This window comes from Flavobacterium sp., assembly GCF_043760115.1.
Lineage (GTDB): Bacteria > Bacteroidota > Bacteroidia > Flavobacteriales > Flavobacteriaceae > Flavobacterium.
This window is the reverse complement of sequence record NZ_JAYUPK010000102.1, coordinates 18,109-30,931: the sequence shown is the minus strand read 5'-3', so window position 1 is coordinate 30,931 and position 12,823 is coordinate 18,109. Positions and strand designations below refer to the sequence as shown.

Annotated in this window: 12 protein-coding genes; 2 read left to right on the top strand and 10 right to left on the bottom strand. The window is 28.9% G+C overall.

Annotation, left to right across the window (positions count from 1 at the left end):
• Window positions 1-18: 18 nt before the first annotated feature.
• Genes ACH2BC_RS08885 through ACH2BC_RS08875 form a run of 3 tightly spaced genes read right to left on the bottom strand, consistent with a single transcriptional unit; the run spans window position 19 to window position 1,824 of the window.
• Window positions 19-402 carry a DUF1573 domain-containing protein gene (locus tag ACH2BC_RS08885; protein WP_395053638.1) on the bottom strand — a complete coding sequence of 128 codons (384 nt, stop codon included), beginning with the start codon at window positions 400-402 and terminating at the stop codon, window positions 19-21.
• Window positions 392-1,231, bottom strand: a complete 840-nt coding sequence (locus ACH2BC_RS08880; RefSeq protein ID WP_395053637.1) for a TlpA family protein disulfide reductase — start codon at window positions 1,229-1,231, stop codon at window positions 392-394. The genes ACH2BC_RS08885 and ACH2BC_RS08880 overlap by 11 nt, the downstream gene beginning before the upstream one ends.
• Window positions 1,231-1,824, bottom strand: coding sequence for a bacteriocin fulvocin C-related protein (locus ACH2BC_RS08875; protein ID WP_395053636.1), 594 nt, complete (start codon window positions 1,822-1,824; stop codon window positions 1,231-1,233). Before ACH2BC_RS08875 ends, ACH2BC_RS08880 begins: the two co-directional genes overlap by 1 nt.
• Before the next feature lie 114 nt (window positions 1,825-1,938).
• On the opposite strand from ACH2BC_RS08875, the gene ACH2BC_RS08870 reads away from it, so the two are divergent.
• Window positions 1,939-2,283, top strand: coding sequence for a helix-turn-helix domain-containing protein (locus ACH2BC_RS08870; RefSeq protein ID WP_395053635.1), 345 nt, complete (start codon window positions 1,939-1,941; stop codon window positions 2,281-2,283).
• 316 nt (window positions 2,284-2,599) lie between these two features.
• On the opposite strand, the gene ACH2BC_RS08865 is transcribed toward ACH2BC_RS08870, so the two are convergent.
• From ACH2BC_RS08865 to ACH2BC_RS08840, 6 genes are read right to left on the bottom strand one after another with little or no spacing between them, the layout of a single operon-like run.
• Window positions 2,600-2,923: a hypothetical protein gene (locus ACH2BC_RS08865; protein WP_395053634.1), complete on the bottom strand. Its 324-nt coding sequence runs from the start codon at window positions 2,921-2,923 to the stop codon at window positions 2,600-2,602.
• Between the two features lie 2 nt (window positions 2,924-2,925).
• Window positions 2,926-3,570, bottom strand: a complete 645-nt coding sequence (locus ACH2BC_RS08860; RefSeq protein WP_395053633.1) for a DUF1361 domain-containing protein — start codon at window positions 3,568-3,570, stop codon at window positions 2,926-2,928.
• 2 nt (window positions 3,571-3,572) lie between these two features.
• A complete protein-coding gene (locus ACH2BC_RS08855; RefSeq protein ID WP_395053632.1) occupies window positions 3,573-4,028 on the bottom strand; it encodes a hypothetical protein in 456 nt (151 codons plus the stop codon).
• A 53-nt stretch (window positions 4,029-4,081) separates the two neighbouring features.
• Window positions 4,082-4,375: a winged helix-turn-helix domain-containing protein gene (locus ACH2BC_RS08850; RefSeq protein WP_395053654.1), complete on the bottom strand. Its 294-nt coding sequence runs from the start codon at window positions 4,373-4,375 to the stop codon at window positions 4,082-4,084.
• Between the two features lie 6 nt (window positions 4,376-4,381).
• Complete coding sequence (locus tag ACH2BC_RS08845; protein ID WP_395053631.1) at window positions 4,382-5,050, bottom strand: YiiX family permuted papain-like enzyme; 669 nt, start codon at window positions 5,048-5,050, stop codon at window positions 4,382-4,384.
• A 3-nt stretch (window positions 5,051-5,053) separates the two neighbouring features.
• A complete protein-coding gene (locus tag ACH2BC_RS08840; RefSeq protein WP_395053630.1) occupies window positions 5,054-5,686 on the bottom strand; it encodes a hypothetical protein in 633 nt (210 codons plus the stop codon).
• A gap of 74 nt (window positions 5,687-5,760) precedes the next feature.
• Here ACH2BC_RS08840 and ACH2BC_RS08835 point away from each other — a divergent pair, with 74 nt between their 5' ends.
• Window positions 5,761-6,129, top strand: a complete 369-nt coding sequence (locus ACH2BC_RS08835; RefSeq protein ID WP_395053629.1) for a DUF1801 domain-containing protein — start codon at window positions 5,761-5,763, stop codon at window positions 6,127-6,129.
• A gap of 40 nt (window positions 6,130-6,169) precedes the next feature.
• Here the strand turns inward: ACH2BC_RS08835 and ACH2BC_RS08830 are convergent, their stop codons facing one another.
• The gene (locus tag ACH2BC_RS08830; RefSeq protein WP_395053628.1) at window positions 6,170-12,778 is read right to left on the bottom strand and encodes a choice-of-anchor L domain-containing protein; all 6,609 of its coding nucleotides are present in this window, start codon (window positions 12,776-12,778) and stop codon (window positions 6,170-6,172) included.
• Window positions 12,779-12,823 lie beyond the last annotated feature (45 nt).

Genomic DNA, 12,823 nt, shown 5'->3' with positions numbered 1-12,823 from the left:
TTGAGTTAAATAACTAGATTATTTAACTACATAACCTTTCAAATACATCACTGTAAAATTTGGTTTTGTATTAGAATCTAAAATTATTGATTTATTTACAATTCCTATATTATCTTCTTCAGCAGTAAAAGTAACTTTTATTTTAGTAGATGAGTTTTTACCTATTATTGAGTCTTTTAATTTTGCTAAAGTACAACCACAACTCGTTTTTAAATTTTTTATTTTTAGTTGAGTTGAGGATTTATTTTTTATTTCAAAATATTTTGAAATTGTATCACCAACTTTTATTGTGTCAAAACTAACTTCTTTTGTAAATTCAATATCAACAATATTGGTTTTTTTATTACATGAAATTATAAATAATGTAACAAGAATAGTAAAGACTAAGATTTTATTTTTCATTATCAATTAATTCATAAATGTTATTATAAGTTTCACTAGTTTCAATGTTTAAATCCCCAAAATATTTTATTTTACCATCTTTTCCAATTATCATATAATAGGGATAAGCAGAAAAATTTAACTTAGCAAGAATTTTTTTGTCAGTATAATAATTTTTAAATGTATACTTTTTAGTGTATTTTTTTGATTGTGAAATTTCACTAGTGTCATTATACACATTTACAGCAAAAATATTTACATCTGGATCATTTTTATAATGATTTTTTAATTTTTCGAATTTAGGGAAGGATTTTATACATACTCCACAAGAGTTAGACCATAAATCAACCACTTGAATCTTATTAAATTTTTTAATTTGAGTTTTATTGTTATTTTCATCTAATAAATCAATATGTGGAATTTCTTTTCCAACATTTTCATTTTTTTCAAAATTATAATTATAAAAGTTCATCAAATTTTCATAATTATATGATGAAATCATGAATGTGATAAAATAAATTAAAGTAATAATTATTTTGTTTTTATTGTGAAAGTAAATTAGTAATGCGAAAATTGATGATGTCAAGTAGATTATAAATCCTAATAAACCGGGTAAAAATATTGACTTAATTAATGCAAATATTACCGCAAATGTTGATAGTACTAGTGGAAAAAATATTAAAAACAAACCCATTTTTCTTAATGGATTTGTTTTTAATAAAATATAAGTTAAAAATATATTTAATACTCCAGCTAAAATAAAATAATTATATAAACCGTAAAACCGACCAAACATGTTTATGGAATATAATAAAATTATTACAACTGTAAAATATATATTTTTTTTCATTAATAATTAAAGCAGTTACCATTACATTCAAACATTCCAAAGAAACCACACCCATCAGTAGCAAACTTACACTTATTAGTTCCTCTACACTCACTTACACCTGCTGCGCAAGACCAAATTGATCCTTGGTTGCAAGAACAAACAGTAATAGAATCATAAACATACAATTTGTTATTATTGTTTACTGGATCACCTATTTCAAATAAATTTCGTTTTATAAACTCAATTGAAAATAAATATTGAGCATTATTTAAAAAATCTTTAACTATAACATTTTTAAAAACTTCTCTCTCATCATTAGAATATGAATCATCAAATACATTTGATGACATATTATTTTTTAATCCTAATAATAGGTTTTTTTGTTCTTCTGATAATTCATTATCTGTAATTAATTCAGTTATCTTATCATTCCAAATAGTAAATTTTTCTTCTTTAGACAACATTCTGTACATAATTCTCTGATTATCTAAATTCTTTTCTTTTATTACACTTGTAATTTTCTCTTGATTAATATTTTCTTGCTGTTTATCTACAGAGCAAGAAGTAAATAAAATAAAAATGAACGATAAAGTTAAAATAATTTTTTTCATAATTTAAAAGTTTAAGTTATTATTAATACTATATCAAATTTATATATTTAGAAAACACTATATGATTCAAATTTCAAATAATTATATTTATATTTGTTTTAAAATATAAATAATATGAATACAATAGGAAATAAAATTAGAATTTTAAGAGAAACTAAAGGTTTGTCTCAGGATAATGTTGCAATAGAATTGGGATTAACTCAACCATCTTATGCAAGATTAGAAAAAGAAGATGAAAGAATTTCTATAACACGTTTGATTCACATTGCTAAAATTTTAAAAACTTCAGTATCAGATTTAATTGATGAAAAGACTCAAAAAGTTATTAATCAACAAAATAGTGAGAATCCTAGTGCTTATGTAGATTCTGTAATTAATTCCGATAAAGACCATATAAATTCTTTAAAAGATGAAATAATTTTTTTAAGAAATCTTTTAAATAAATTCAAAGAAAAATAATATTTATTTTAGAAGAAATAATTGAAGAAATAGAAGTTGCTGGTGAAGATAATGTAAGTGAAGATATTCAAACAGAAACTGGCGATGATGGACAAATTGGGTTGAGTTTTGAGTAAGTAATTTTTAAATAAATAGTCAATACATAAATTCTTAGCCCTGATTACTTCACTAAAACTTTTATTTTAATAGGAGTTCAGCGAACTACGTTTGTAGTGTAAATAATCTTTGCCAAAGTTTTAAACTTTGGCAAAGATATTGAAACGGAAAGCAGGAATTACCATATTAAATAAAGCCCAAACCATTTTCTACAAATAATCTAAAAATTTGAAAATGAGTTTACTTGCTTAGTAATAACCAAAAAGTAAATTAAAGCAATAGGAATATTAGCAAGCATAATTAAAATTTTTATAGCTATATTTTCTCGTTCTACAATGTTTGTAAGCCATTGAAATATTAGGTTTATTAGTATCATTATATTAAAAAATATTGCAAATAATGTATAGAATAATCCTAAAATTAAAATTCCATCTTTATTGGGAAAAATATAATAGGATGCAAATAAAGCTGTACCAATAACAAATGATACAACTGCAAATTGTGTTGAAAACGAAAATTTTTTAAAGTCTTGAATGGTTTCCATAGTTAAATTTTAGTTTGTTTTAATAAATAGGATAAATAGATAAAGGTTCCAAAAAGTAGTGTAAATAAAATTGATTTTATTGTAAATCCAACAGTCACTAAATCAACAAATAATTGAAAAGGATTACTAATAATATTCCAGCTGTTGTATCTTAAAATTCTACCTAGATATATTCCAAAACCGCATAAAATACATATAAAAGGAATTGTGTAAGTGCTATATTTTACTAGATTTCTAGAATTTAAAAATATCTTGAAATGATTTAAAGAAAGTAATCCTAGTAAAAAACCTATTGTTGCAAAAGAGCAAATTATTATTAAATCTAAATAAAATAAGTTTCCGGTTGAGCGAACAATATGAACTAAATCTGTAATAATATAAAATGAATTTGGCAGAAATAAAAGCCAACAAATAAATGATATTACTAGTAGTAAATTACTTTTTATTTGTTTAGATTTTACAATAATATAACTCGAAATGAAGTAAGGAATTATTGCAAGAAATAAATTCCAAATTAGAAAAAATAGATAAGTTGAATTTGTAATTTTTGCTCTTAAAAGTAATAAAGAAAAACAATACGCAGAAAATAGTATTACTAATGTATTTATTTTTTTGTTACTGTTGAATATATTTATAATAATGTTCATAATTATTTAATATTAAAAGTTTGTTGAATTGTTGTTACAGGAATGGTTAACATTTTAGAAAAATCTAAGTGATGAAATAAATGTGCTTGCTTTCCTTTTTTGTAAGTTTTTATAAAGTTTTTTAATTCTAATGGATAAAAAAACAAACCAGTTATAATTACAATAAATACAAACGGACTTCGTTTTCCGTTTCCTAAAAGATAAAATTGCATATCAATTTCGTCTTTAACAGTAGCTCCGGTATTAGTAAGTACATGGTAAACATCGTGTTCTTCTAAACTTGGTTGTACATTAAAATTGTATTTTAATAGAAAACAACCCAAGTGAAATCCTAATGAATCTTGCGGATATTTTAAAAAATCAGATACATTTAAATTCCAAGAATCATTCTTTTTAAATAAAAATTGATAAGGCACTTTAATAATTTTGTAAAATGTTTCAATAATAATTTCTTTCATAATTATATTTAAAAGTACTTTGAAATTCAAAGTAAATGAATAAAAAAATAGGTCTAGCTTTTTTGTATTAATTTTTCTAATGCGTCAATGTGAGAAGCAAATGCTTTTTTACCACTAGTTGTTGCTATGTATTTGGTATTGGGTTTCTTACCAATAAATTGTTTTTCTATTTGAATATAATTTTCTGCTTCCAATGCTTTGGTATGACTTGCCAAGTTGCCATCGGTTACACCAAGAAGTTCTTTTAACATATTAAAATCGGCACTTTCGTTCACCATTAAAATAGACATGATACCCAAACGAATTCGGTGATCAAATGCTTTATTTATATTTTGTATGATGTTTATCAAAACTTAGTAATTAGTATAAATGATTGTTACTTTCTCTGAATCTGCAAGTTGCGATGGTGCTACAACATCTTCATTTAAAGGAAAATTATTTCCGTAACGCTGTTTTAATATTGCTTTTACTTGAGGATTATCTAAATTAAACGATTTTAGTTTTTCTAAATTACAGAGTTCAATATTAGCACCGTTTTTATATATTTTCCAAACATATTCTGAGCAGTAAATTTTTTCATTTGACCATTCAAAATAAATATCATACTCTTTATTGAATTCTTTTTTACCGTATTCTTTCATTTTAGCAACATTATTTGCATTTAAAAGTGTGGTATCTTTTAATCTAGCAACTACATATTTATTATCTAAACCATGAGTTATCCAATCGCTTAAAAGCGTTTTTTTTACTGGCTGAATTGCTTCATATACGTAGCTTTTTCCGTTTTCGTTAAATATAATTCCACAGTGCGAAAACTTAGAATTTGTAGCAATTCTAACTGCTTCACATTGTTCAGATTGTGAACTTTGAAAAATTATATCGCCATCGTTAAAACTAATTTTATCTTTAGATTTTAAAATCTTAAAAGTATTTTCTACTTCTGCAGATGCTAATTTAGCTCCAACAATAAAAATAGTTGCAAAGCAAATTAATGAAATTAATAGTATTTTTTTTGTTTTCATAACTTAATTTCTATCGTATTTAAAATACATGATGCTTCCATAAAGAATGTGACAAATTCCAAAACCTAATGTCCAAAAAAGTAATCCAAATCCAGAATAGTAGGTTGAAATTAATCCCAAAATTACCAATGTAATTCCAAGATAACGAACATCTCTAAACGTATTTTTACTTGCATTTACACATCCTAAACCATAAAAAATTAAGGTAATTGGTGCAATTAATACATAATCTTGTTTCAATAATTGTATAAGTGCAAATATACCACCAGTAATTAAAGGAATACTAAAGTTTATAATTAATTTTCTAGAAGATACATTCCATAATGTTTCACCTTGTTTTTTAGCTTTTCTTGCACTTAAAGTTAATCCAGTTACTATAGAAAGTGCGATAACACAAATTGCAATTAAAAATAATTGATTCGTAATTTCAGTTTCAGAAATTGGAGAAGTGTTTCTAGTTATTTTATAGTTAGTTCCAGAATAACTTGAAAGTAAATTGTTTGCAAGAAAAGCTCCTATTAAAGAATAAACTCCAGCTAGAATACCAGATAATCCGCTTAATGATAAAAACTGTGAAGAATTAGCCATCATGGATTTGATGTCTTGTATGTCTTTTAAATAATCTTTTGCTTCCATATAAAAGTACTTTGAATTGCAAAGTTACAATAAATTTTTAATCATCCTAATATTTTTTAATTTATTTTTGAAGAATGAAACCAGCAGAAATTTACATTTTAAATCAGCCAGAAAATTTTAGAGAAATTCTCTACAATTTACAAGTAGTTATAGAGAAATGTATACCAAATGATTTGCAATTATTATATAAATGGAAGTTACCTTTTTATTATTATAAAGGAAAACCATTTTGTTATTTCAATGTAAGTTATAAAAATAATTATGTTGATTTAGGAATTTTTAATGGATATGAGCTTACAAACACATCAACTAAATTAATTTCAGAAAATAGGAGTATGATGAAATCTCTTAGATATTATTCTTTAGAAGAGTTGGATAATGAATTGCTTGTTGAAATTCTAGAAGAATCTTTATTATTATTGAAGAAAAAAAATAGAGACTGAAATTTCAGTCTCTATTTTTAATTTTAATCAATTTTAAAAATTATTTATTTTCTCTGTTTATATAAACCCAACCCGATCTGTTTTCTGAAGTTCCAGTTTCTATAACATAATAGTATGTTCCGTCTGGTAAATCGTTTCCATTATCGGCTTGACCAAACCATTCTTTAGAATAATTTCCTTTAGCATAAACTTTACTTCCGTATCTATTAAAAATACTTAATTGAGTAACATTTAATCCAGTTAAGTCAAAACTATCATTTAATCCATCGGCATTTGGAGAAATACCTTTAGGAATACTACAAGTAATATCATTGGCAGTAAACACTTCAGATTTTAAACATCCTGTTCCATTTACTGTAATTAAACAAGTAAAATTTCCTACAACAGTAACTGTAATAGATTGTGTGTTTCCAACTATTGTTCCAGCTGCATTTGTCCAAGAATAATTTACATTATTTGTAAAAGAATTATTAATTGGAGATGCTTCTATAACGTAACTTGAACCTTGACAACCACCAGCTATAGCAAACTGAGGTATAGGATTAATTGTTACATCAAATGATTCTTCGTCTGTACAATTTGGTATTGTATTGCTTTGTGCAAAAACATAAATTGTTTGCGATGAAGAAATTATAGTTCCAGCAGGAATTTGAGTTCCTTGTCCGTTAGTTTGTGGATAATAATTTCCAAGAGTTAAAGCAGGTAAAGTATATGATGTACAAGCATCAACATCTTGAATTACTGATAGAACAGGAATAGGATTTATAGTAATATTCATTGTTGTTCCTGTGGCACATTGTCCAGAATTTGCTGTAAATGTGTAAACTGTAGTACCAAAATTTGCAGTAGTAATTGTAGATGGATTCCAAATTCCAATAACACCATTTGACGAAGTTGTAGGTAAAACTGGCGCAACATTATTTTGACATATAGCATTTATTTGAGTAAATGTAGCGGTAACTGGTGCTAAAACTGATATATTTAATGTTGTAGTAGTAGCACATTCTACATTAATTGGGGTAAAAGTATATGTTGTACTACCAATGTTTGCTGTATTTATTGTTGCATTCCAAGTTCCAGTAATTCCATTATTAGAAATAGTTGGTAAAGTAGGAGGAACTGTGTTTTGACAAATTGGTCCAATTGCTGTAAATGTTGGTACAACTTGAGGATTAATGGTTATGTTAAATGATTCTTCATCAGTACAATTAGGTATTGTATTGCTTTGCGCAAAAACATAAAGCGTTTGCGATGAAGTTATAACAGTTCCAGCAGCAATTTGTGTTCCTTGTCCGTTACTTTGCGGATAATAATTTCCTATAGTTAAAGCTGGTAAAGTATATGATGCACAAGCAATAACATTTTGAATAGGAGTTAAAACCGGTGTTGGATTTACTGTAATACTCATTGTTGTTCCAGATGCACATAGTCCAGAATTTGGTGTAAAAGTATAAACTGTTGTTCCTTCTACTGAACTATCAATTGTACTTGGATTCCAAATTCCAATGACTCCATTTAATGAAGTTGTTGGTAGAATTGGCGCAACAGTATTTTGACAAATATTTGCAATTTGAGTAAATGCTGCTACAATTTGATTATTAATCGTTATTGAAAAACTATTTTCTGCGGTACAGTTTGGAGTAGTTCCACTTTGAGAATAAACATATAAAGTTGTTGAAGCCGAAATAGTATTTCCAGCAAAATAAGCCGTTCCAGTACCATTTGAACCACTAAAATAGTTGCCATTTGTTAGTATTGGTAAAGTATAATTACCACAAGATATAACATCTGTTGGATCATCTGGAGTTGGTAAAGGTGTTATTGTAACGATTGTAGTACCAGTATTTGTACAGCCAGAGTTATTAACTGTTGCAATATATGTTCCTGCAGCGTTTGCTGTTATTGTACTTGTATTAAATGGCAATGCTATTCCATTTAATGTCCATGAATAAGTAACATCTTGAGGATTAAAGTTAGTTGGAGTTACTGTTATTAAACCACTTCCACTAGGACAAACACTAAAGCTAGGCGTTATAGTAAACTGAGGAGTCAAATCTTGTACAACCAAATTAAATTGGGTTACACCAAAACAACCTGCTGTATTTGTAACTCTAACATAAATAGTTTGAGTAAATGGAGTAGTATTTGTATAAAGATTTGGTAATGATGGTGTACCAGCATTTGCATCTTCACTATTTAAATAATAGGTTACAGTATGAGTAGCAGGATTTAATGTTCCAATTGAAGGAATATTGTTTTGAGCCAAATTAAATTGTCCTACTCCTAAATTATTGCATACATATAAAGTATTAGGAGTTCCAGGTACAACTACATCATAATATTCAATGGTAACAGAATCAGTTGATGCACAAGTTGTATTGGTATAATTTGCTGTTAAAGCATAAACTCCAGGAGATGTTATTGTTAAATTTGGTCCAGTTGCACCTGCAATTGTAGTTCCATTTAATGTCCAAATAAATGTGTATAAAGTAGGACTTAAATCACTTGTAATAGTGTAAGATTCTCCGTTACAAAGAGCAGTTCCATTGGCTTGAAGAAAATCTCCACCCAATTCAATATTACCAATATTTAAACTTCCGCCTTCTAAAAATACTGCAGAATCAAAGTTATTGTCTAATCTATCTGCAATTACCAATTTAATATGGTATTGACTGCCTGGAATTACAGGAGAAGTTGCAGTTAATGGTACAACAGTTCCATTATAATTTATTGGTGCTCCAAGCGGACTTACTCCTAATGGTAATTGGTAGAATTCATCAAAAAATTGTTGATATGAAGAAGCGCAACCAGTATTAAATTGATTGTCTCTAATAGTAACAACAGAAATTGGCAGAGTTGTTCCAGGAACAATTGCAAGATTTGTAGTAGTTCCTGTGGCAATATTGGTTAACAAAAAAGCAAAAGCGTCTGAAAAACCACATTGAAAAGTTCCATATTCTTCAGATGCAAAAATAAAATTAAAACTAATATTGTTTGTTAAAGGAACAAAATCAAATTCTAATTTAGTTGCATTTCTAGAATTCATAGGTAAACCAGTTGCTGCTAATATAATTGCTTCAAGATCTGTATCGCCAATCCAAGCTTGATTGCCATCTCCAAGTGTTGTAGTATTTGGTCCAGGTGCACTTAATGCATTACCAGTTGTTAAAACAATACCTTCTTGAAATGGAAAACTAGAACCATTTTTATTAAAATATCCAATACCATTTGTAGAACCAAAATTAGTTCCTGTAGAAGATGTTATATTAGTTACACTGGCACAAGTTGTATCTAATAAAACATCTTCAATTAATTGTACATTAGTAAATTGTGTCGTATTCGATGTTATTGGTGGAGGTACAGTTCCAACACAAACATTAAATGTTGTTGTTACAGGATTATCACTTGAAGAAAATATTCTAATAAAATAGACTTGGCCTGGAATTAATCCTGTTAAAGTAGTTAATGCATTGGTATTACAAGTAATAGAAGTTAAACTTCCACAAGTTCCAGAATATATTTGATACACAACATTAAAAGCATTACCGTTAATAATATTATTTAATCCAACATAATGATTGGCAGTTACAGCAGTAAATTGAAACCATACATCATCATTTGGATTACCAAAACAATTACTTGTTAATGCTGTTCCTGTTGCTCCTATTAAAGAACCAGCAACAGTTAATGCACAAGAAGTATTTCCGTTTACTGGAACATTTACAGCATTTATACACTCATCATTAGTTATTAATGTTGCAAAAACTACACCTGGGGTTGACCAAAAACTTATATCTGTATCGGTGCATCGAGATCTAACATAAGCTACATATTGTGTTGCAGAATTTAAACCTGTGGCAATATATGGATTGCTAGTAGTACTTATCCAACCTGTAGTTGAAGCATCAGGAATTGGTGAACCAAAAGGTAAAATTAATACGTTCCAAGTAGTTGCAGGCCCAACTTCTGTCCAGTTTACCGTGGCAGTTGTTTGTGTTACATTTGTAACAGAAACCAAAGTTGGTCTTGGGCAAGTTGGTGGAGGTAAACAAACAACATTGGCAACCCAACCTGCAAGATTAAATGAACCATCACTTACAAATCTAAAGGTTAAACATCCATTTGGAGAATCTCCAGTAAATGGTCCAGGAATTGTATTTCCCCAATAAGAACCAGGTAAACCTCCAGGAACATTTCCGCCACCATTGGTACTAGAAATTTGTGGTGCTAAAATTGAATTTCCGTTATAAACATACAATCCATCCCAGTTTACTTCTGTACTAAAACTTGTAAAATTTAATGTAACTTGTTCTCCTGTAATTATAGGACAAATTGTTACTGTACTGTTTGTATTACTAAGATAATTTTGATTTGCTCCTAACGGATCTGTAAATATTCCACCACATATTGGTGGTGTAACCTGTGTTGTAAAACTCGTTGAGCTTGACCAAGAACTAGAATCTGATGAAGAACATATAGCTTTTATATAAACATCATAACAAGTATCAGCAGTTAATCCAGTTAAAGTAAAAGGATTAGAATTGGCAACTACTTGACCAACAGTTGCACTAGTTGGAGCTGCTGATCCACAAGGTAAATATAAAACTTGCCAAGAAGTTGCTGTATTTGGATTGTTCCAAGATACTACGCCACTTGTTGATGTTACAGTATTAGATGATAATGAAAATGGAGATGGGCAAGTTGGTGCAATTGCACAAGTTACATTAGCATTCCATCCAGCTTCAGTTCCAAAAAAGCCACTTATAAATCTAAAGGTTAAACATCCATCGGTACTTGACGAAGTAAAAGGTCCGATAATTGTATTTCCCCAAAATGCTCCAGGTAAATTTCCAGGTATAAAACCGCCATTGTTACCACTAGAAAATTGTGGATCTGTAATTGAGTTTCCGTTATAAACATACAATCCATCAGATTCTTCTTCAACACTAAAACTTGTAAATGTGACTGTTACAACATCGCCAGCATTTACAGGACAAATTGTTACTGTATTATCAGTTTCATTCTGATATTGTGCATTAATACCGCCCAAATCTGTAAATATTCCACCACAAACTGGCGGTGCAACTTGTGTAGTTATTGTAGTTAAAGCTGACCAACCACTTATATCAGTTAAAGAACAAACCGCTCTTACATAAATATCATAACAAGTTTCAGGAGTTAATCCATTTAAAGTGAACGGATTAGAATTGGCAACTGTAAATCCAGTTGTTCCTGCATTTGGAGCTGTAGAGCCACATGGTAAAGCGATAATATGCCAAGAATTAGCAGTATTTGGATTTGTCCATCCTAAATTAACTGTTGTTGAGGTAACAGAATTGTTAGACAAACTATAAGGTGCAGGACAAGTTGGAGCAAGTGTACAAGAAATATTAGCAATCCAACCAGCAGCATTTACAAGACCATCACTCCTAAATCTAAACGTTAAACAACCATTGGTTGCACTAGAAGTAAATGGACCAGGTATAGTATTGCCCCAAAAAGATCCAGGCAATCCGCCAGGAACATTACCTTCATTATTAGCACTAGAAATTTGTGGTGATGTAATGCTATTTCCATTGAATACATACAATCCATCAAATTCTTCTTCGGTATTAAAACTTGTAAAAGTTACTGTTACAACATCGCCAGGATTTATTGGACAAATTGTAACAGTAGCATCTGAATTATTTACATAATTTGTTGTTGGTCCGGCAGCATCAACAAAGTTTCCTCCACAAACTGGTGGCGCAGTAGTTGTAGTAAAATTATATGGTCCAACCCAAGCGCTAGTAACACCTGGACTGCAAACTGATCTAACTAAGAATTTGTAATTTGTGTTAGGTAATAAATTAGTAACAACATAAGGCAGAGTTCCATTATAAATAGTTCCAATTCCAGTTGGAGTTGAACCCACAGGAAGAATTTCAACTTCCCAAGAAGTACTTCCTTGACTAGTCCAAGTTAATGAACCGCCATTAAAGGTAATTGGATTAACATTAAGATTTGCTGGATTAACACAATTTGGCACCAATTGAACATTATCTACTAACCATCTATCACCGCTTAATCCAGGAACATTTTGAGTATATTTCATTACAAAAGCAATATATACTTGTTGCCCAGCAAATAAACTTAAATCTACAATTTTTTGCTCATAAATATTATAAGTTGTAGTAAGTGTTGCTTCTGTCCATTGTTGTACAAGTGTATAATCTGATGGATTTAATTGTGTTCCAGTTGCTGGAGCAATTTTTATTTGAAAAATAGTTGCAGTCTCTAGTGCAATTGTAGATTTTGTAAAAAACCGTAATTGTCCATTTGCAGGAACAGTAACTAAAGGTGTTGCTAAATAATCTTCAGATGTATTTCCTTGCCCTATGAATTCTCGATCCATATAGGCTGCATTCAATCCTTGATAAACATCTGTTGTTGGAGTATTTCTAATTTCCCATCTTTTACCAAGTCCAACACCATTGTCAAAAACTGCCCATTCACCAGTTCCGATTGTCCAAGGCGATGGTGTTGTAGGTGGTGCTAAATCTGGTCCAGCAGTGTTTTCGAATCCTTCGATTCCTGGAGGTGGTAATAATTGTGAAAAGGAAGAAAAAGAAAAAAAAATTGTAATAATAAATAATGTAATTTTTTTCATAGCATATTAAAATTTATAGAATTTATTTTCAACAAAGTATTGTTG

What these genes read in the sequence shown, in the direction of transcription:
- ACH2BC_RS08885 (WP_395053638.1), bottom strand. Translation starts at nt 402, where the DNA reads ATGAAAAATAAAATCTTAGTCTTTACTATTCTTGTTACATTATTTATA.
- ACH2BC_RS08880 (WP_395053637.1), bottom strand. Translation starts at nt 1,231, where the DNA reads ATGAAAAAAAATATATATTTTACAGTTGTAATAATTTTATTATATTCC.
- ACH2BC_RS08875 (WP_395053636.1), bottom strand. Translation starts at nt 1,824, where the DNA reads ATGAAAAAAATTATTTTAACTTTATCGTTCATTTTTATTTTATTTACT.
- ACH2BC_RS08870 (WP_395053635.1), top strand. Translation starts at nt 1,939, where the DNA reads ATGAATACAATAGGAAATAAAATTAGAATTTTAAGAGAAACTAAAGGT.
- ACH2BC_RS08865 (WP_395053634.1), bottom strand. Translation starts at nt 2,923, where the DNA reads ATGGAAACCATTCAAGACTTTAAAAAATTTTCGTTTTCAACACAATTT.
- ACH2BC_RS08860 (WP_395053633.1), bottom strand. Translation starts at nt 3,570, where the DNA reads ATGAACATTATTATAAATATATTCAACAGTAACAAAAAAATAAATACA.
- ACH2BC_RS08855 (WP_395053632.1), bottom strand. Translation starts at nt 4,028, where the DNA reads ATGAAAGAAATTATTATTGAAACATTTTACAAAATTATTAAAGTGCCT.
- ACH2BC_RS08845 (WP_395053631.1), bottom strand. Translation starts at nt 5,050, where the DNA reads ATGAAAACAAAAAAAATACTATTAATTTCATTAATTTGCTTTGCAACT.
- ACH2BC_RS08840 (WP_395053630.1), bottom strand. Translation starts at nt 5,686, where the DNA reads ATGGAAGCAAAAGATTATTTAAAAGACATACAAGACATCAAATCCATG.
- ACH2BC_RS08835 (WP_395053629.1), top strand. Translation starts at nt 5,761, where the DNA reads ATGAAACCAGCAGAAATTTACATTTTAAATCAGCCAGAAAATTTTAGA.
- ACH2BC_RS08830 (WP_395053628.1), bottom strand. Translation starts at nt 12,778, where the DNA reads ATGAAAAAAATTACATTATTTATTATTACAATTTTTTTTTCTTTTTCT.